Here is a 19,105-nt window from a genome sequence, read left to right as displayed (position 1 = left end):
AGTGCTAACTCAATAATTAGCACTCCCCACGTGAGAGTGCAAGCGAATAGGCAGCAGGAAGGGGCTTGGCCCGGCCCTCTTCGCCGAGGGCGATCAGCCTGCGGCGCGGCCTGCCGTTTCACGGCCGCTGACCGCTGGAATGTTGTCCGCCCCGAACGTGAAGATGGTAAAGGCTGCTGAGGTGATGTCCCCGTTGGCGTCGAACGCAACCGGGCCGGATTCGCCGTCGTAATTCATCTCCGCCCCGGAAGCCTTCACTGCCAGGCACTCCTTATAGCTGGCACACGGAGCGCCGGGCTCCTTCGCCCCAGCCTCCTTCGCGTCAGCCTTCGCGGGCTGTGCCGAGGTACCGCCCGACACAGCAATGAGGTTTGCCGCGATCGAACGCCCCGCGTCGTCCTCGGCCCTGGCTGCCGCCAGCGCGGCCAGGATGACGGCGTCATAGGTTTCTGCAGCGAAGGACACGTCCTTGAGTCCGGGATCCATGCCCAGCAACCGTTCCTGGAGTCCTGCAGAGGGGAGCCCGCCGGGAACGGCAGCGCGCGCACCCTCCAGGGCCTTGGTTCCCAGCTTGGATCCGTACCGGGCGAAAGCACCGTCACTGAGGAGAATCCTGGAACCTGCCAGGTCCGCGTTATGCAGTTCGGCCAAAGCACCCTGGGCACCGTCCCGGGCAATCAGGATCACCGCGTCGGGTCCTGCATCCCGGATGGCGGAAACCGCACTCCCTGCATCACCGGAAGCGAACCCCTCCAGTGCCGCCACGTCCACACCAGCCTGCTCCGCGGCATCGGAGACGGCGGCCGACACGTCGCTGCCGTAGGAGCCGTCCTGGTACATCACGGCGATCGTTGCCGCGCCGGCGTCCTTGGCGAGCTTGACCAGTACAGGCGCCTGCGCGATGTCGGCGGCCGCCGTCCTGAAGTAATATCCGCCGCTGGGGATGGTGCTCAGCGAGGCAGCGGTGTTGGCCGGCGAGATCAGGGGGGTGCGGGCCCGGGAAAGGATGTCGATGGCCGCGGCAGCGTGACTGGAATCGGTGGGCCCCACCACGACGTCCGCTTTTGCCTGGACCAGGGCCTGGGCCTGGGCGGCCGGGTCCTCCCCTGACTCAACGGGAAGGAGCTCCACCGGCCTGCCTTTGTGGCCGCCGGTCACGTTGATTTCCTTGACTGCGAGTTTGGCTGCGGCCAGCTGGGGGGCGTTGAGGAAGCTGTTGGCGCCGGAGTTGTCCAGGATCATGCCAACCCTCAGGGTTCCGTCACCGGAGGCTTCCACAGCTTCCACCCGCGCGTTTCCCGTCACCCCTGAACAGGCTGTCAGGGCCAGCGTGGCGCAGAGGACCGGGGCCAATGCCGGCCGAATATGCCCGGCGCCAAAAAACAAGCGCGTCACTGGACCGGCCGGACGCTTTCCGCCTGCGGGCCCTTTTCGCCCTCGCCGACTTCAAGTTCCACACGCTGCCCCTCGTCCAGCGCGCGGTAGCCCTCACCCTGGATGGCGGACCAGTGGACAAAGACGTCGTCCCCGGAGCCGTCTACGGTGATGAACCCGTAGCCCTTTTCCGCGTTGAACCATCTGACGGTTCCTCGTGCCATGATGACCACTCTTTCCGTTAGGTCCGGGAAACTGCGCCGGTGCCGCCAGCTGCAGAAGCCTGGATTTCACTCTAGCCAAAGCGCGCTGGCGTCGCTGGCACCAGCTGGCCCGGTCCGCAAACGTTATCCAGGCGTGACTGCTGAAGCCTGCGCTCCGGCTTCGATCGGGACCGGCGCTCAGCGGTATCCGGGGCCCAGCACCACAACCAGCGGAACCTGGAAGTCACTGCTGTTCACCACGGTGGGGACGCCCAAGAGCTCCGCAAGTGCCCGCGCGTTGGCCAGCTGGGCCTGCCCTGAGTAGAAGATGACGGAGCCCTGCTGGGGAGCGCCGGCCCAGTTGCCCACCTGCCCCAGGGGCCAGCCGGCTGACTGCACGGTGCCGCCAACGCGGCCTGCAAGGCCCGCGGTCCCGGTGGCGTTGTAGACGGCCACGGGCTGTGTCTTGTCCACTGACGCAGCCGGCGCAGAGGGCTCCGTCCCGGTGCCGGCGCCCGCAGGGTCGGTGTCCGCGGCCTCCCCGTCAGCCGCGTCGGAGGGCGTGGGTTCAGGGGAGGGCGTTGCGGAGATGTCCGGCGTGGCCGACGGCGTGGAACCTGTCCCGGCCAGGGGTGCCGCTTCGAGGCTGGCGGATGCCTGGCTGGCAGGGCCGCCGAGTCCGAGCTTCGGCAGGATCAGGAAGGACACCAGGCCGATGGCCAGTGCAACAATTCCCACGGCAAGGATGGGCCAGAGCCGGACCCGTGACGGAGCAGAGGCTGTGCGATGGACACCTTGTCGCGACGCAGTCTCCGGGACCTTGTCGAATTCATCGCGGGCATATTTGGTCATGGGAGAGAGACATCCTTGTGTGTTGCTGCTGAGACTCGTGCGAGTGCCTTATGCGTCAGACCCCAGGCGCCGTGCAGTCCGGGCACGGTGACGCGACGTACGTAGTCTACGCAATCTCTTGACCAGCATGGGGTCATGGGCCAGCGCATCCTCGGTATCGATCAATGCGTTCAGGAGCTGGTAGTAGTGGGTAGCGGAGAGGTCGAAGAGCTCGCGGATGGCCTGTTCCTTGGCCCCCGCGTACTTCCACCACTGCCGTTCCAGGGCCAGCATCCGCTGGTCACGCTCGCTTAAAGGCGAATCCCGGAGCGTGAATTCCGGCAGCAGGCTGTTGCGTTGTTCCTGCTCCGGCAGGTGCTCCCGAGCTGGCTCCGCCACGGCGCACTCTCCTTTGCTGGTTACGTAAAATGTCTGACCCCCATGCTACGGACGAATAACACCATTGTCATTTGCCGGGTGCGTGAACCGGTCTTCAGGGCGGCTGCAAGACACCTGCAAGAATAGGACGGTGTTTGAAACAGACGCGTTGTTCGAGCTCGAGCAGAAACCGGCAGGCCCCGGCTTCGCCGAGCTGGCGCGGCTCCCCCTTGACGAGCTCATTTCACCCGACTGGGCAGCCGCCTTGGCGGAGGTGGAACCCGAGCTCCGGAAGGTGCTGGCCTTTGTTGCCGGGGACGTGGCAGCCGGGCACCTGGTCCTGCCGTCGCCGTCGAACGTCCTGCGGGCCTTCCGCCAGCCCCTCGCGGACGTGAAGGTCCTGATCGTGGGGCAGGACCCCTACCCGACGCCCGGCCATCCCATCGGCTTGTCCTTTGCGGTGGATCCGCACGTCCGGCCGCTCCCCCGCAGCCTCGCCAACATCTACCGGGAACTGGAAGCGGACCTTGGCATTCCCGCCAGGGTCCACGGAGACCTCTCCGCCTGGGCCGGGCAGGGGGTACTGCTCCTCAACAGGGTGATGACCGTGAGGGCCGGAGCTGCCGGTTCCCACCGCGGCAAAGGCTGGGAGAAGATCACGACGGCGGCCGTGGAGGCCCTGGCAAGGCGCACGGCTCCGGACGGATCACCGCTGCCGCTGGTTGCGGTGCTCTGGGGAAAGGACGCGGAGAGCGTCCGTCCGCTGCTGCCCGGCGTCCCGGCGGTGTCCAGCGCCCATCCCAGCCCCTTGTCCGCTTCACGTGGTTTCTTCGGTTCCCGGCCGTTCAGCCGCGTCAATGCCCTCCTGCGCGACCAGGGCGCAAAGGACGTCATCTGGGAGCTTCCGCCGGCCCCCTAGCTTAGGCTTGCCTTATGAGCATTGTCCCCGCGGCCACCAGCGCCACCAAGAAAAACCGCCCGCAGGTCAACCTCACGGTGCTGCGCCGGGAGCAGCTGTCGCCGCATATGGTCCGCATCGTTGCCGGCGGCGAGGGCTTTTCCGGCTTCGCCAACAACGGGTTCGCGGACCGGTACATCAAGATCGTGTTTCCCCAGCCCGGCATCGCCTATCCCTCACCCCTGGACCTGTGGACGATCCGTGAAACCATGCCGCGCGATCAGTGGCCTTTTACACGCACCTACACTCTCCGTTGGGTGGATCCTGAGGCCCGGGAACTCGCCATCGACTTCGTGGTCCACGGCGACGAAGGCCTGGCGGGACCGTGGGCGGCGCACGCCCAGCCGGGAGAAACACTGACCTTTACCGGTCCTGGCGGCGCCTACAACCCGGACCCGGACGCCGACTGGTACCTCTTCGCCGGCGATGAGGCTGCACTGCCGGCCATTGCCGCCTGCCTGGAAGCGCTGCCGGCCGACGCGAAGGGGCTCGCCTTCATTGAAGTTGATTCCGACGACGACATCCAGCACGTTGCCGCCCCCGCCGGAGTCACGCTCCACTGGCTTTTCCGTAACGGCGTCCCTGCAGGCGAGAGCAGCCTCCTGGTGCAGGCGGTGGCGGATGCGGAGTGGCCCGAGGGCCGGGTGGACGTCTTCGCCCACGGCGAGCGTGGTTACATGAAGCAGCTGCGCGACGTCTTTTTCAAGCAGCGTGGCCTGGAACGCCGTCAGGTGTCGCTCTCCGGTTACTGGGCCAAGGGCCGCGTTGAAGACGTGTTCCAGGCGGAAAAGAAACTGCCGGTCGGGCAGATCTAGCCAGGCTGGTCTGGCCAAGGCTGTCCGGTCCGCTGCTGTCAGCGGCGGCGGGCGCGGCGCCGCTCGTTGCTCGCCAGGCCTCGCGTCAGGGGCCTGGCCAGGGTGTCACCGAGGACAATTCCGCCCGCGGTGCCCAGGACGATTGCCCCCGCGTTTAGCATGCCGCCCGCTCCCAGCAGGATCTCTGCCTCTTCGATGGTGAGCACGTACATCGACCGGAAGATTGTCAGGCCCGGCAGCAGGATCAAGGCCGCAGGCACTGCGACCACCAGCTGGGGCGCCCCCATGCGCAGTGCCACCACCCGTGCCAGCAGGCCGATGACCACGGCAGCCAAGGCGGGCGAAAAGCGGTCCCCGATGCCCAGGAGGCCGCCGCCCAGCAGGACGAAGTAGCCCGCGACTCCCACCGCCGCCGTGGGAAGCAGGAGCTGCCAGGTGGTCTGCTCCGTGATGCCGATGGCCATCACGGCCACGGCCACCAGGATGACCAGGAACCACAGGTCGTAGGCGGGCGGGAACGTCTGCGTGACATCGATGCGCTGCATGCCCGTGAGTTCACCCGCCACGAAGGCGACGGCGATACCGGCCACAATGGCCCCAAAAGTCAGCAGTGTGGACAGGAACCTGCCCGCCGCCGTCACGGGGAAGCCGTTGATGGCGTCCTGTACCGATGAGACGAGGCGTCCCGTGGGCAGGAGCAGGAGGATGCCTCCCACCACCACAATGGCCGGCGATGATGTCAGGCCGACCTGCCAGAGCACCAGTGCCAGCAGCGTCACCATAAAGGAACAGCTGGCTGTGATGAAGAAGTCCGGCACCCGCCACCGCCCGAGCTGCCGCGCGAGCAGGCTGACGCCGAGGTTGGCCACGAAGGCTGTGGCTGAGGCCACCGGACCGCCGCCGAGGACTGCCACGAACGCGGCAGCGAAGATGCCGAAGGCTGCGGTGACCATCCAGCGGGGGAAGGGCTTGGGGCTCGTGATGGCCTCGTCGAGCCGCCGGATGGCCTCATCGCGCCCCACTCCCCCGGCCACGATGTCGGTCACCAGCTGGTGGACCTTGGCCAGGCCCGCATAATTGTTCGTCCAGGAGCGGACCACCCTCAGCAACGAGATCGGCGTCTGGTCCTTCGGGGCGTAGTTGATGCCGACGGACTGGTTGGTGATGTCCACCTCGATGTTCTTCAGCCCCAGTGCCGCGGTGACGGCGATGATGCTGGTTTCGACTTCGAGTGCGCCTGCACCGTAGCGGAACATGGTTTCGGCGAGGTGCAGGGCGAAATCCAGGGTTTTGCGCGCGGAGGTATCCACGCCGCCCACCTGGATCATGGGGTTCGCATAGGGGCTGCCGGTAAGCCTGTCCACAATGCTCAGGGGGGCGGTAGGCGGGTTCTCACCTTGGACAAGCCGCCGCAGCATTCTCTTCGCCGCCGCGTTTTGGCGTACCTGGGAAGGAGTCAGGGGCTCGGTCTTGGGCAGGCCGTCAGTGGTCGGCCTGCGCTTTGGGGAGCCGTCGCCGGGGTGTCCGGGCCGGTCAGTCATGGGTCCCTCTCCCGTTGGGGCGTGCAGGGCAGGTCAGGCGGAGCGTTTGAGGGGCAGCTTGCCCAGCAGGAGCCGGGCTGCCCCGGCAGCCGCCCGGGCGAGCCGGTTGGCATGGAACACGGCTGGCCGGACGGGCATCACGAAGTCGCCCACCAGCTGGACTACCTCCCCGCCGAAGCCCTTCTTGAATTCGTAACCGCCGTGGCCTTCTTCATCCTGCCCGGAGATGCCGAATGTTCCGTAGAAGTTATAGCGGGGATACCCCTTCTCCAGGGCGTGGAGCATCATTCCCCAGTACAGGGACGTGGCGCCGTTGAAGTAAATGTAGTCCTGAACTGTGCCGCCGATGACGCAGACTACTTCGTCGCCGTAGCAAACGAAGTGGATGGCGGCCACCGTGGCCACCCCTACGGAATCGGGAAAACGTTCGATGTCCTTCAGGCTGCGTTCGTAGCTGTCCACCAGGTCCTGGACCACCTTGAGGCGGTTGGCCTTCTTCTTGCTGCCGGTCTCTTCCACTTCCCGGCGCAGTTCTGCGGCTGCGGCAGATTCTGTGGCGAGCCTTTCAGTGATGGATTTCCGGTATGCGGGGATATCGATCTTGGCCATCATGAGCTTGGTGAACTCGGGCGAGGTGGTGCGCAGCAGCTGCTCGTAGTAGGCCCGCTCGCGGTAGACAAAACCCTTTTCGTCACCCGCGCGGCTCAGGGCGCCGTAGAAATCGTCAAGGGTCTCCAGCGTGGCCTGTTCCAGGAAGACGCCGTTCTTCTCCGCCTTGCGGATGGCCTTTCGAGTGCGGTAGCTGGTGCTCATGATGAGTTCTTCCGCATCCTGGATGCCTTCAAGGTTCTTGATGAACATCCAGTTGACGTTGACGAAGTTCATGTCCAGTCCCTGGTGCTGGAATCCAAGCCGTTCCAGTTCTGCCACCAGCGGCCGGTTGTCTTCGACCTCGGGGTGTTCCGCCCCGTCAGCGTCACGCGCTATGTACTTGAGGTTCGGGGAGATCCGCAGTTCCGCGGCCTTGCGCTGGGCAGCGCGCTGCCGGAGAAGCACGACGACGGAACGCACCAGGTCTGCGTTCGCATAGTCCATCAGCGGGCCCTTTGCGCATTCGCAGACTGTGTAGCCGAGGCGCGTGCTGGTGTAGTTGAGCTTTCCGGCGGCCACCAGTTCGCCGTCCCGGCGGACGCCGAAGAGCTCCACCTGTTGCCCTCTGGCCCGCTGGAACCTGGCGAAGTCGATGGACTGAAGGAAGCTGTTCTGCGGGTGCTTCAGCGCGAACTGCTCGAATTCAGCATCGCTGAGCACAGCGAACTCCAGGTCGGCGGCGGAGATTGCATTCAAGGACGTACCTTCTTCACGAATGGGTGGCCTGGCAAGGCAGGCTCTGGGCGAGGTCGGTTTGGGTCGGGCAGGGCTGCAGGCAGTCGCTGCCCTGCTGCCGGGGTCAGTAGAACTGCTGGCCGGTGCGGGCAGTTTCGATCCGGCGGAACACCTTCTCTGCACCGGCTACCCAGAGCCGGTGCTTAAGGGGCGAAAGTATGTAGTCGTGGCATCCCACAAAGTCGGTGACAGTCTTGGTGAAGCTGGTCTTGAACATCCCCATGCCGTAGAGGTTGTGGCTCTTGTCCTTGATCCGGGCGGCGGGCGGGGTTCCGCAGAAGTCGTATTCCGTGCAGCCCAGTTCCTGCATGCGGCGGATGGCCGCCCACTGGACCAGGTGGGAGTCGCCGTACTGCTTGCGGTTCTGGGTGGACCCGCCGTCCTTGTAGGTGGCCTTGGCCCCGTAGTTGATCACGAATGCGCCCACGCTGGGTTTGCCGTCTTCGTAGGTGAAGAAGAAGTTGCCTTGGCCCCGTACGCAGAACTCTTCCCAAAAGGCGGCGTAGTACTCGTAGCTGCGCAGGGGCATGGAGCCCTTGGCGTTGACGGTGTCTGCCATGAGGTCATAGAGGGCCCGGTAGGTTTCGGGGCCGTGCTCCCTGCGGACCACCTCGCAGCCTTCCCGCTCGGCACGGCGGATGGCGTTGCGGGCGCGGGAGGAGATGGCCTTGAACACCGTCTCTTCGGACCCGGAGATATCCAGCAGGGCCGTCGAGTCGTTGGACTGGATATTGGGGGCCTTGACCAGCCCGGCGTGGGAAAGGTGTGCCTGGGCGTCCGGCGAGTCCACGATGTCCGGTTCCACCTTGATGGTGAAGACGTTCAGTTTCCGGCTCCGTACGAATGCTGCGCAGGCTTCCAGCGCCGGCTTCAGGTCCCCAGCTGCTGCAAGGTCCGGACCCTTGATGAGGTACCAGAGCCTGCCCAGGACCGGGAATTTCTTCTCGAGCACCAGGTTGTAGCTGGCGCTCTCCCCGGCTTCCAGCACCAGGAAGCGGACTTTCCAGCCGCTGCCGTTCTTGACCGAGGCGTACGCCGCTGACTGCAGCATGTTGCCGCCGTTGGGGTTGGCCGTGACGTGCTTGTCCCAGTTTTCAATTTCCTCGGCTGTGGCAAAGCGTGCGGTGAATTCTCGCAAGGGGGCCGTGTCCAATCGGTTTCGTGCGCGGTTCGGTACTCGTGTCTGCGTGCGGACATGCAGCCTCAAGTCTAAAGCCTGCGGGGGTTCCGGCATTTCAGCAGGCGCCGGCGGCGCCTTGACTCCGGTCGGGGCGTTGGCGAGGGTGGAAGCATGGAGCCGGACCACGATGAGTTGATGTCCCCGCAGGAACAGGGGAACAAACCGTACAGCAGGCGGGTGCAGGCGGCAGCGCTGGCCGCGTTCCTGGCAGCGTCGTTCCTGGTTGCCGGCCTTGGCGGATTCTCCACAGTCAGCAACGTGGACGGCTGGTACGCGACGGCGGACAAGGCACCGTGGTCTCCGCCCAACTGGCTCTTCGGCCCGGTATGGACGGTGCTTTACACAGCCATGGCGGTTGCCGCCTGGCTGGTGTGGCGGAAGCGCACGGACAGGACCAGGCCTGCGCTGGCAGCCTACGGAATCCAGCTCGTCCTCAACCTTGCCTGGACGCCGGTGTTTTTCGGGCTCTATCCCGTCCTCGGCACGGCAGCCCTGTGGGTTGCCCTGGCCATCATTCTTGCCCTCATCGCTGCCGTCACGGTGACGGTCCTGTACTTTGGCCCCATCAGCCGGACGGCCGGCCTCCTGCTGCTGCCCTACATCGCCTGGCTGGTCTTCGCTTCCAGCCTGAACTGGTGGGCCGCCGTCCATAACTGACGGCAGGGCCTGCCCCTTTTCAGTATTCTGTTCAGCATTCGACGACGTTGACGGCGAGGCCGCCCATGGCCGTTTCCTTGTATTTGGAGCTCATGTCCTTGCCGGTTTCACGCATGGTCACGATGACCTCGTCGAGGGAGACCCGGTGCGAGCCGTCGCCCCAGAGCGCCATCTTCGCCGCGTTGATCGCCTTCGCCGCGGCAATGGCGTTCCGCTCGATGCACGGCACCTGGACCAGCCCGCCGATCGGGTCACACGTCAAACCCAGATTGTGCTCCATCGCGATCTCCGCCGCGTTCTCCACCTGCGCCGGGGAACCGCCCATCACCTCCGCCAGACCCGCGGCGGCCATCGACGACGCCGAGCCCACCTCGCCCTGGCAGCCCACCTCCGCCCCCGAGATCGACGCCTGCTCCTTGTACAGCACCCCGACGGCACCGGCGGCGAGCAGGAACTTCACCACAACGTCGTCCCGGTCCTGCTGGGTGGCGTTCTCCATCCCCGGCGCGAAATGCAGCGCGTAGTACAGCACCGCCGGGATGATCCCGGCCGCACCGTTCGTCGGCGCCGTGACCACCCGGCCGCCGGAGGCGTTCTCCTCATTCACCGCCAGGGCAATCAAGTTAACCCACTCCTGCCAATACTTCGGGTCATGGAACTCCCCCGAGCCGGCACCGGAGTCCTGGCCGTCGACGGCAGGCTTCGAGCTTTCCTTCCGCAACCGGTCATACCAGTCAGGGGCACGGCGGCGGACCTTCAACCCGCCCGGCAGCACCCCCTCACGCTTCAGGGACGTGGCCACACAGCCCTCCATGACGGAGTAAATATGCAGCAGGCCCGCCCGGATCTCCTCCGGGGTGCGGCTGTCCTCCTCGTTGACCCGCATCACGTCGCTGATCCCCAGACCGGTCGCCCGGCAGTGCTCCAGCAGCTCCGCGGCGGTCCGGAACGGCAGCGGGAGTTCCTTCTTGGACTCCTCCAGCTCCTGCAGCGCCGCGTCCTCTTCACCCTCCCGGACAATGAACCCGCCACCCACCGAAAAAAACGTCGCCGTATGCAGGACGTCGCCGCCGGCGTCGGACACCGTGAACGTCATCCCGTTCGTATGCCGCGGCAGAACCGTCAACGGCCGCAACACCATATCCTTCACCCCATACGGCAACGCCACCGCACCGGCCAGCTGCAGCATCCCGGTCTCCGCGATCGAGGCCAGCCGCTCCTCCACCTCCTCCGGCAGGATCAGCTCCGGATGGAACCCCTCCAGCCCCAGCAGGACCGCCGTCATCGTCCCATGCCCATGACCCGTCGCCGCCAACGACCCATAAAGATCCACCCGCAACGACGCCACCCCAGCCAGGGCGCCGGAAGCCTTCAACTCCTCCGCAAAAACAGCAGCAGCCCGCATCGGCCCCACAGTATGAGACGAAGAAGGCCCAATCCCGATCGAAAACAGATCAAAGACTCCAACAGCCATGTGCTTGGTTCCTATGAGGTGTACTACTGATGTGAGACACAGTTTGAAAGGATTGTGCTCATGTCTGCTCGACTTACCTATTCCGATGAGTTCAAGGCTGATGCCGTTGAGCTCGTGGTTTCATCTGGGCGTTCACCCGCCTCTGTCGCTCCGGAGCTCGGCATTTCCGTTACCGCGTTGAAACGCTGGGTGCGACTGTCCCGTGAAGGGCAAACGGAGGGCGGCGGCAAACCGGATGATCCGGTGGATCCTGCGAAATACAAGGCTTTGGAGGCACGGCTGCGCGAGCTGGAGAGGGAGAACGATTTCCTGAAAAAAGTTTCGGCGTTCTTCGCCAAAGAACAACGGTAGAGGACTTGTACCGAGTTGTTCAGGAGAAGAACGCCGACTTCCCGGTGGCCTGGATGTGCCGTCAGCTTGATCTCCCACGGGCCACGTATTACCGGTGGCTGGACGCCGCAGAAACCCCGACCGCGCTCCGTCGCCGGGAGCTGACCGATCAGGTGAAGACCGTCTTCGATTCCTCCGACGGGATCTTCGGCCACCGCATGGTCCACACCAAATTGGCCGCCGCCGGCATCGAGGTTTCAGTGGGTACCGTGGCCGGGATTATGGCCGAGAACGGGTGGGTCGCCAAGCGGATGCGCGCCTTCAAGCGCACCACCATCCCCTCAGATCCGGACAAGGTCTTCGCGGACCTCATCGGCCGGGACTTCACAGCAGAAGCACCCGGAACGCGCCTGGTCGGAGACATCACCTACCTGCGCACTGACGAGGGATGGCTCTACCTGGCCACCGTCATCGACCTGTGCACCCGCATGGTCGTCGGCTGGGCTATGGCTGAACACATGCGCGCTTCGCTGGTCACCGGGGCCCTGACGATGGCCAGAGACCGCGGCCATTTGAGTCCCAACGCGATTTTCCACAGTGATCATGGAACGCAGTACACGTCACGCGAAATGGGCGCCTGGTGCGCCGGGAATAACATCCGCCAATCCATGGGCGCCACCGGGGTGTGCTGGGATAATGCCGTGGCGGAATCGCTGTTCTCATCGCTGAAAAACGAGTTTTACCATCACCACAGCTTCACCACCCGCCAGGACGCCAGACTGGCCACTATGCGCTACATCGAAGTGTTCTACAACCGCTGGCGGCCTCACACCAACAACGAAGGCCTGCCGCCGGCGACGGCTATGGCCAACTTCACAACCAGAAACCAACAGCTTCCCGCTGCTGCCTGACCGAAAAGAAACTACGCGACTGTCTCACATCCTTGACACACCTCACTAACTAGAAAGTTCGTGGCGGGGTTGGGTGCGCCTGGCCGAATTCCTCCGCGTGCCCGGGCCCACGCCGTTCGGGTTCCCTGGCCGAGCTTGCGAGGCGAGGGGAACGGCGGGGAGCACGCTTCCGGAATCCGCTCACCCACCGACGTCATCTCACCTTTGATGCAAGCGGCGGACTGTTGAACCGGAAACCGTTAGTAGCGCGGCCCCTGTGGGACCGGTATCCGGAAGCGTGCGTCTAAGGGAGCGTCACGTCCGCTCAGCGGGCGTCTTCGCGACCGAGCACGCGGAGGATGCCAGTCCCACCGGGCCCAAAGGTGACCACGGGGAGGCACCTTACCTGGAGCGTATATAGAACGGCAGGTCGACGACCTCGAACGGCTCTGCCTTGCCTCGCAAGTCGATATCCAGGGTGGTGCCAATTGCGGTGAACGCGACGTCGACGTAAGCCATCGCGATCGGGTATCCGAGGGTGGGCGAGGGCTGGCCGGAGGTCACTTCGCCCACGACGTTGCCGTCCTTGAGGACAGGGTAGTGGCTGCGGCCCGCGCGGCGGCCCAGTCCTTTGAGCCCTACGAGGCGGCGTCCGGAGGTGGTGCCTGCCCCGGCTTCCTTCTTAGCCGCCAAAGCTGCCTTCCCCACGAAGTCGCCTTCCTTGGAGAGTGCGACGACGGGTCCCAGGCCTGCGGAGAACGGGTCTCCGTGCAGGGAGAGTTCGTTTCCGTACAGGGGCATGCCGGCCTCGAGACGGAGGGAATCGCGGGAAGCCAGGCCCGCCGGTGTCAGCTCCCCCTCTTCGGCAATGGCAAGAAGGGCCTGCCAAAGCGCCGCCGCATCGCTATTGCCCACGAAGATCTCAAACCCGTCCTCGCCGGTGTAGCCCGTGCGCGCCAGCAGCAGGTCCTGCCCTGCGCCGCCCACGAGCAACGGAACCTCCACGGCGGCGTAGTACTTCAACTCCGTTACCAGCGGGTGCTGGGCGGCCGGTACCAGGCGGAGCAGCAGTTCCTGCGCCCTGGGACCCTGGACGGCGATCAGCGAGGTCGCCGCCGAGGCGTCAACCACCTGCACGTCGAAGCCCGCGGCCCGCTCAGCCAAGGCGGCGGCAACCACCGCCGCGTTGCCCGCGTTGGGAACCACCAGGAAAACGTCATTGCCGTCTTCAGCAGCGGGCCGGCGATAGGTGATGAGGTCGTCGATGATCCCGCCGTCCTCATTGCAGATCAGTGAGTACTTCGCTTTGCCCACCGCCATCGCGGAGATCTTTCCCACCAGCGCATAGTCCAGGAAGGCGGCGGCGTCCGGCCCGGTGACCCAGACTTCGCCCATATGGGAGAGGTCGAACAGGCCGGCGGCGTTACGGACGGCGTGGTGCTCGGCCAGCTCAGACTTGTACTTCAGGGGCATCTGCCAGCCGCCAAAGTCGGTGAAGGACGCTCCCAGTTTCTTGTGCTCGTCGTAGAGGGCGGTGTACTTCTCAGTCATGGGAAGTCCTTAGTTTTCGAACTCGGAAAGCGGCGGGCAGGAGCAGATCAGGTTGCGGTCCCCTGCGGCACCGTCGATGCGGCCCACCGGCGGGAAGTACTTGTCCTGCTTGAGGGACTTCACCGGGAACACAGCCTGTTCACGCGGGTAAGCGCGGTCCCAGTCGCTGCTGATGGCGGCCGCCGCGGTGTGCGGGGCATTGCGCAGCGGGCTGTCCGTCACGGTGAAATCACCCGCAGCAACCTGGTCGATTTCCGCACGGATGGAGATCATGGCCTCAATAAAGCGGTCCATCTCGCCCAGGTCCTCGGATTCGGTGGGCTCCACCATCAGGGTGCCCGCAACCGGGAACGCCAGGGTGGGGGCGTGGAAGCCGTAATCGATGAGGCGCTTGGCCACATCCTCTGCGGTGACACCGGTGCGGGCGGTGAGCTCGCGCAGGTCCAGGATGCACTCGTGCGCCACGAGCCCGCCCTCGCCGGTGTAGAGCACGGGGAAGAAGTCGTTCAAACGGGCGGCGATGTAGTTGGCTGCCAGCAGGGCCGACTTGGTGGCATCCGTCAGCCCCTGCCCGCCCATCAGCTTCACGTAGGCCCAGGAGATGGGCAGGACGCCGGCGGAACCGTACTTGGAGGCGGAGATGGGGACGTCGTTGCCTTCGGTCCACGTGGCCGCATTGCCCGGCATGAACGGTGCCAGGTGCGCCTTCGCAGCAACGGGCCCGACGCCGGGTCCGCCGCCGCCGTGCGGGATGCAGAACGTCTTATGCAGGTTCAGGTGCGAGACGTCGCCGCCGAACTGGCCGGGCTGTGCCAGGCCCACGAGGGCGTTCAGGTTTGCCCCGTCGATGTAGACCTGGCCGCCGGCGGCATGGACGGCGTCGCAGACCTCGCGGACGTCGGCGTCGTACACCCCGTGGGTGGAGGGGTAGGTGATCATGATGCAGGACAGCGCGTCCTTATTGGCCTCGATCTTGGCGTAAAGGTCTGCATGGTCGATGGTCCCGTCGGCAGCGGTGGCCACAACAACCACTTTCATGCCCGCCAGGACAGCGGAGGCGGCGTTGGTGCCGTGGGCCGAGGCCGGAATGAGGCAGACGTTCCGCTGCGCCTCACCGCGGGAGTGGTGGTAGCCACGGATTGCCAGCAGCCCGGCGAGCTCGCCCTGGGAGCCGGCGTTGGGCTGGATGGACACCTGGTCGTACCCGGTGATCTCGGTCAGCTGCGCTTCCAGGTCCGCGATCAGTTCACGCCAGCCCTCGGTCTGGGAGTCCGGCGCGAACGGGTGGATGGAGGCGAACTCCGGCCAGGAGATGGCTTCCATCTCGGCGGTGGCATTGAGCTTCATGGTGCAGGAACCGAGCGGAATCATGGTCCGGTCCAGCGCGAGGTCGCGGTCGCTGAGCTTGCGGATGTAGCGCAACAGCTGCGTTTCGGAGCGGTGCGTGTTGAACACAGGGTGCTGCAGGAAATCAGAGGAACGTTCGACGGCGGCGTCCAGGCCCAAGGCAGCGTCGCCATCTGCCGTGGACGAGACGCCAAAGGCGGCCAGGACGGCGTCGACGATTGCCGCCGTCGTGGTTTCATCCGTGGAGAAGCCCACCGTGTCAGCGTCGATGCTGCGCAGGTTGATGCCCTGCGCCTCCGCTGCGGCGATGATACCCGCAGCCTTTCCCGGGACGAACACGGTGACCGTGTCGAAGAAACTGGTGTGCCGCACCTCGAAGCCGGCGGCTTTGAGGGAGGCAGCCAGGGTCTTGGCGTGGACGTGGGCGGACCGGGCGATCGCCGCCAGGCCCTCCGGACCGTGGTACACCGCGTACATCGAGGCCACGATGGCCAGCAGCGCCTGGGCCGTGCAGATGTTGGACGTGGCCTTCTCCCGGCGGATGTGCTGCTCGCGGGTCTGGAGGGCCAGGCGGTAGGCCGGAACTCCCGCCGAATCCTTGGAGACGCCCACCAGGCGGCCGGGCATGGAGCGTTCCAGCCCCTTTTGCACGGCCATGTAGGCGGCGTGCGGGCCGCCGTAGAACAGCGGGACGCCGAAGCGCTGCGCCGAGCCGACGGCGATGTCCGCGCCCTGCTCGCCCGGCGGGGTGATGAGGGTGAGGGCCAGCAGGTCCGCGGCGACTGTCACCAGGGCGCCGCGCTCCTTGGCGGCAGCGATGACGGCGGACTGGTCCCAGACCCGGCCCGAGGCGCCGGGCTGCTGGAGGACGATGCCGTTGATGGCGCCGTCGGGCAGGCCGGCCGTCAGGTCCGCGACCTCAACCTCGAAGCCAAGCGCCTCGGCGCGGCCTTTTACGACGGCGATGGTCTGCGGCAGGCAGTCGGCGTCCAGGACAGTCTTGCCGTCGCGGGCGTCCTTGTTCTTGTTGGCCCGGCGCATCATCAGCACGGCTTCGGCAACGGCGGTGGCTTCGTCCAGCAGGGATGCGTTGGCGATGGGCAGGCCCACCAGGTCCTGGACCATGGTCTGGAAGTTCAGCAGTGCCTCGAGCCGGCCCTGCGAGATTTCGGGCTGGTACGGGGTGTACGCGGTGTACCAGGCCGGTCCCTCAAGGATGTTGCGGCGGATCACCGGCGGGGTCACGGTGTCGTAGTAGCCCTGGCCAATCATCTGGACGGCGGTCTTGTTCTTGGCGGCGAGCCTGCGGAGTTCTGCGAGCGCCTCCACCTCGCTCAGGGCGCCCGCCAGTTCCAGTACGGATTCCTGGCGGATGTCCTCGGGGACGGCGGTATCAACCAGCGCGTCCACGGTGTCGTAGCCAACGGCCTTGAGCATGGTCTCGACGTCGGCCTGGCGGCGGGTGCCGATGTGCCGGTCAACGAAGGTGGCGGCGGCGGTAGCAGTTGCCGGTGAGGCGGCCGGGGTAACAGTCACGAGGAGCTCCATAACTCAGGCGGCGCAGGGTACGCCACATCGATTCGGGTCCTCCCCGCTCTGTAGGTGAACCTGAGAGTTTCCGCGTTGCCGGCTTCCGCCGGCCCCGCTTGCACCGTCGGTGAGCGTTCCGGCCCGCGGCTCCGAGACCGGATGCGCGTGGGCCCTGTGCTGCTTTCCAGAGGTGCCTCGCCGCGGCGGTACGTGGGCCTGTGAGATTCCTGGGGAGGTATTGCTCCTACGGCGCCTGCTTGTACCTGAAGGCAGGACTCTCCCGCCGCAGATCAAAGGCTATTCAGTTGGTTCTTGTGCGGCGGCCGGTCAGGGCCCGCACGAAGCTAATTCTCCTATGCGGCAGGCAGCGGGGCAAATGGTCCTCAGCCCCGCAACCGCTCCACGGCCGCGAGGAGTTCTTCCACCTCACCCTGCCTGCCGGCGGCATTTCCAGCCGGTCCACTTTCCCACATGGCATTGAAATAGAGCCCGTCCCCCATGTACAGCACCGCCTTGGCCATCGCCGGTCCGACATCCTTGCCGATCAGGTCCAGCCACTGCTGCTGGATGGCTGCAAAACGTCGGCGGGCCTCCTCATGGGCCACCTCGGCCAGGCGGGTGGCAGCTACGAAGGAGCGGTCCAAGGGGGTATCTGCCCACAGCGACGAGCGGATGAAGTAGGCGGCAGCCCCTTCGGGGGCGGACGCCATCGCGGCAAGGTCCTCCCCCGCCAGGCGGTCAAGGCGTTCGAGGGTGGCGGCAATGAGGGCTTCCTTGTTGGGGAAGTGGTACAGGAGGCCCCCTTTGGAAACCCCGGCGCGCTTTGCCACCGCCTCCAGCGTCGCCGCGCGCTCCCCCACGTCGATCAGGAGTTCTTCAAAGGCATCGAGGACGGCATCCCGCGCGACAGGTTTTCTGGCCATAGGTCCCATCATCCAATGGTGGAAGACAATTTCTTAACTGTACCGTCCAGACGGTACAGTTATTGCATGACTGGCGATTCCCAACAAAACCCCACGCCCTTCGCCGGCAGTGCCGTTGACGTCCGCGAGGGGGCGATGGAGAAAAGCGCCTGGCGGGACTGGCTGGCGCTGGCGCTGCTCATGTTTCCCGTGCTGCTGGTGGCCGTGGACAACACCGCCCTGACTTTTGCGCTGCCGGCCATCGCCCACGCACTGGATGCTTCCGGTGTTGAGCTGCTCTGGATCGTGGATGCCTACCCCCTGGTACTGGCCGGGCTCCTTGTAGCAATGGGAACCCTGGGCGACAGGATCGGACGGCGGCGGCTGCTGATCATCGGCAGCGTCGGTTTCGCGGCGGTATCAGCCGCCACAGCCTTTGCCCCCACCGCCTTGTGGCTCATTGCCGGCCGCGCTGCCCTGGGCTTCTTCGGCGCCATGCTGATGCCCTCAACCCTGTCCCTGATCCGCAACATCTTCCCGGACCCCAACCGCCGGCGGCTGGCTGTCGCCATCTGGGCCGCCGGATTCTCGGGCGGCGCCGCCCTGGGTCCAATCTTCGGCGGATGGCTTGTGGAGCAGTTCTGGTGGGGAGCGGTACTCCTGGTGGCCGTACCCATCATGCTGCCGCTCCTGGCGCTCGGCCCGGCCTTTATCCCCGAATCAAAGGACCCTGAACCGGGCAGGGTGGATGCGCCAAGCATCCTGCTCTCCCTGCTCACCATGGTCCCGGTGGTGTTCGGGATCAAGGAGTTCGCCACGGAGGGCCCGGGTCCGCTGGCCCTGGGATGCCTGGCTTTCGGCCTGGCCATGGGCAGCACCTTTGTCCGCCGACAAAAAGGGCTGCGAAGTCCGCTGCTGGACATGTCCCTGTTCCGGAACAGGGTGTTCAGCATGGCCATTGCCGCCAACGTCCTGGCGTTGTTTTCCTTCAACGGGTTCATCCTCTTCCTGGCCCAGCACCTCCAGCTCATCGAGGGGATGTCCCCCTCGGCTGCGGGAATGGCGATGATCCCTGCCCTGGTGGCCACAGTGGTGGCGGGCCTGGCTGTGGTGCCGGTGGTCAAGAAAGTCCGCCCCGGCTTTGTAGTGGCATCCGGACTGGCCCTCAGTGCCGCCGGCTACAGCCTGGTGGCTTTTGGCAGCAGCACTGGCGGCTCTCCGCTCCTGCTGACCGCACTCCTGGTCCTGGCACTGGGCGTGGGAACGGCCGAGACCACCTCCAACGACCTCATCCTGGGCAGCGCACCGCCGGAGAAGTCGGGGGCGGCAGCGGCCATTTCCGAGACGGGCTATGAAGTGGGCGCCCTGCTGGGAGCCGCCGTACTGGGCTCCATCCTGACCGCCTCCTACCAGCAGAACCTGCGGCTGCCGGAGGACCTCGCCGAAACCGCCTCGAACCAGGGCATCCTGCACGCCGGGGAGACGCTCGCCGGGGCCATTGAACTGGCCGCCGGACTGCCCGGCCCCCTGGCGGAGGCGGTCCGGGAGGCAGCTGGAACGGCCTTCGATTCGGGCGTCCACATCACGGCGGCGATTGGGCTGGTCCTGATGGCGGCGGCGGCAGGACTGGCCGCCGTCGTCCTCCGGAAAGTGCCCAAGGCAGCCAGCTGAGAATGCCCGCCCAATGGTCGCCGCGGACAGCAAAAGGCGCCCGCCGCGGAGCCTTACTCCGGGGCGGGCGCCTGGCAGGCTGCTTCC

The 19,105-nt window shown here is 65.8% G+C and carries 17 protein-coding genes and 1 riboswitch; of the genes, 6 read left to right on the top strand and 11 right to left on the bottom strand.

The window, feature by feature from the left end:
* Positions 1-93 precede the first annotated feature (93 nt).
* The 4 genes from ASPHE3_RS04020 to ASPHE3_RS04005 form a co-directional block, all read right to left on the bottom strand.
* Positions 94-1,395: an ABC transporter substrate-binding protein gene (locus ASPHE3_RS04020; protein WP_013599952.1), complete on the bottom strand. Its 1,302-nt coding sequence runs from the start codon at positions 1,393-1,395 to the stop codon at positions 94-96.
* Entirely contained in the window at positions 1,392-1,598 is a 207-nt protein-coding gene (locus ASPHE3_RS04015; protein ID WP_013599951.1) for a cold-shock protein, read from the bottom strand. Before ASPHE3_RS04015 ends, ASPHE3_RS04020 begins: the two co-directional genes overlap by 4 nt.
* 177 nt (positions 1,599-1,775) lie before the next feature.
* Positions 1,776-2,429 carry a LytR C-terminal domain-containing protein gene (locus ASPHE3_RS04010; RefSeq protein ID WP_013599950.1) on the bottom strand — a complete coding sequence of 218 codons (654 nt, stop codon included), beginning with the start codon at positions 2,427-2,429 and terminating at the stop codon, positions 1,776-1,778.
* 48 nt (positions 2,430-2,477) lie between these two features.
* The gene (locus tag ASPHE3_RS04005; RefSeq protein ID WP_013599949.1) at positions 2,478-2,807 is read right to left on the bottom strand and encodes a DUF3263 domain-containing protein; all 330 of its coding nucleotides are present in this window, start codon (positions 2,805-2,807) and stop codon (positions 2,478-2,480) included.
* 130 nt (positions 2,808-2,937) lie between these two features.
* On the opposite strand from ASPHE3_RS04005, the gene ASPHE3_RS04000 reads away from it, so the two are divergent.
* Both ASPHE3_RS04000 and ASPHE3_RS03995 read left to right on the top strand, forming a co-directional pair.
* Complete coding sequence (locus tag ASPHE3_RS04000; protein WP_013599948.1) at positions 2,938-3,705, top strand: uracil-DNA glycosylase; 768 nt, start codon at positions 2,938-2,940, stop codon at positions 3,703-3,705.
* Positions 3,706-3,719: 14 nt separating this feature from the next.
* Positions 3,720-4,559, top strand: coding sequence for a siderophore-interacting protein (locus tag ASPHE3_RS03995; protein WP_013599947.1), 840 nt, complete (start codon positions 3,720-3,722; stop codon positions 4,557-4,559).
* 38 nt (positions 4,560-4,597) lie between these two features.
* Here the strand turns inward: ASPHE3_RS03995 and ASPHE3_RS03990 are convergent, their stop codons facing one another.
* The 3 genes from ASPHE3_RS03990 to ASPHE3_RS03980 form a co-directional block, all read right to left on the bottom strand.
* Positions 4,598-6,100 carry a threonine/serine exporter family protein gene (locus ASPHE3_RS03990; protein ID WP_013599946.1) on the bottom strand — a complete coding sequence of 501 codons (1,503 nt, stop codon included), beginning with the start codon at positions 6,098-6,100 and terminating at the stop codon, positions 4,598-4,600.
* Between the two features lie 33 nt (positions 6,101-6,133).
* Complete coding sequence (locus ASPHE3_RS03985; RefSeq protein WP_013599945.1) at positions 6,134-7,447, bottom strand: peptidoglycan bridge formation glycyltransferase FemA/FemB family protein; 1,314 nt, start codon at positions 7,445-7,447, stop codon at positions 6,134-6,136.
* Positions 7,448-7,550: 103 nt separating this feature from the next.
* Positions 7,551-8,624, bottom strand: a complete 1,074-nt coding sequence (locus ASPHE3_RS03980) for a lipid II:glycine glycyltransferase FemX (RefSeq protein ID WP_013599944.1) — start codon at positions 8,622-8,624, stop codon at positions 7,551-7,553.
* Between the two features lie 153 nt (positions 8,625-8,777).
* Between ASPHE3_RS03980 and ASPHE3_RS03975 the strand changes: the two genes are divergently transcribed.
* Positions 8,778-9,323 carry a TspO/MBR family protein gene (locus tag ASPHE3_RS03975; RefSeq protein ID WP_013599943.1) on the top strand — a complete coding sequence of 182 codons (546 nt, stop codon included), beginning with the start codon at positions 8,778-8,780 and terminating at the stop codon, positions 9,321-9,323.
* Positions 9,324-9,354: 31 nt separating this feature from the next.
* Here ASPHE3_RS03975 and ASPHE3_RS03970 read toward each other — a convergent pair whose 3' ends face one another.
* Positions 9,355-10,797, bottom strand: a complete 1,443-nt coding sequence (locus ASPHE3_RS03970) for an L-serine ammonia-lyase (protein WP_013599942.1) — start codon at positions 10,795-10,797, stop codon at positions 9,355-9,357.
* Positions 10,798-10,857: 60 nt separating this feature from the next.
* On the opposite strand from ASPHE3_RS03970, the gene ASPHE3_RS03965 reads away from it, so the two are divergent.
* Both ASPHE3_RS03965 and ASPHE3_RS03960 read left to right on the top strand, forming a co-directional pair.
* Positions 10,858-11,148: a transposase gene (locus ASPHE3_RS03965; protein WP_013599941.1), complete on the top strand. Its 291-nt coding sequence runs from the start codon at positions 10,858-10,860 to the stop codon at positions 11,146-11,148.
* A 5-nt stretch (positions 11,149-11,153) separates the two neighbouring features.
* Positions 11,154-12,038, top strand: coding sequence for an IS3 family transposase (locus ASPHE3_RS03960; RefSeq protein ID WP_013599940.1), 885 nt, complete (start codon positions 11,154-11,156; stop codon positions 12,036-12,038).
* Positions 12,039-12,419: 381 nt separating this feature from the next.
* Here the strand turns inward: ASPHE3_RS03960 and gcvT are convergent, their stop codons facing one another.
* From gcvT to ASPHE3_RS03945, 3 genes are all read right to left on the bottom strand, one after another.
* Complete coding sequence (gene gcvT / locus ASPHE3_RS03955; protein ID WP_013599939.1) at positions 12,420-13,568, bottom strand: glycine cleavage system aminomethyltransferase GcvT; 1,149 nt, start codon at positions 13,566-13,568, stop codon at positions 12,420-12,422.
* Positions 13,569-13,577: 9 nt separating this feature from the next.
* On the bottom strand, positions 13,578-16,463 hold the full coding sequence (gene gcvP / locus ASPHE3_RS03950; protein ID WP_013599938.1) for an aminomethyl-transferring glycine dehydrogenase: 2,886 nt from the start codon (positions 16,461-16,463) through the stop codon (positions 13,578-13,580).
* 176 nt (positions 16,464-16,639) lie between these two features.
* Positions 16,640-16,738: riboswitch (glycine riboswitch) on the bottom strand.
* Positions 16,739-16,828: 90 nt separating this feature from the next.
* A complete protein-coding gene (locus ASPHE3_RS03945; RefSeq protein ID WP_013599937.1) occupies positions 16,829-17,368 on the bottom strand; it encodes a TetR/AcrR family transcriptional regulator in 540 nt (179 codons plus the stop codon).
* A 135-nt stretch (positions 17,369-17,503) separates the two neighbouring features.
* Between ASPHE3_RS03945 and ASPHE3_RS03940 the strand changes: the two genes are divergently transcribed.
* Positions 17,504-19,018: an MFS transporter gene (locus ASPHE3_RS03940; RefSeq protein WP_081459885.1), complete on the top strand. Its 1,515-nt coding sequence runs from the start codon at positions 17,504-17,506 to the stop codon at positions 19,016-19,018.
* The last annotated feature ends 87 nt before the right edge of the window (positions 19,019-19,105 follow it).

The sequence above is a fragment of the Pseudarthrobacter phenanthrenivorans Sphe3 genome (assembly GCF_000189535.1).
GTDB lineage: Bacteria > Actinomycetota > Actinomycetes > Actinomycetales > Micrococcaceae > Arthrobacter > Arthrobacter phenanthrenivorans.
The sequence above is the reverse complement of the archived record's forward strand: the minus strand, read 5'-3'. Positions and strand labels throughout refer to the sequence as shown.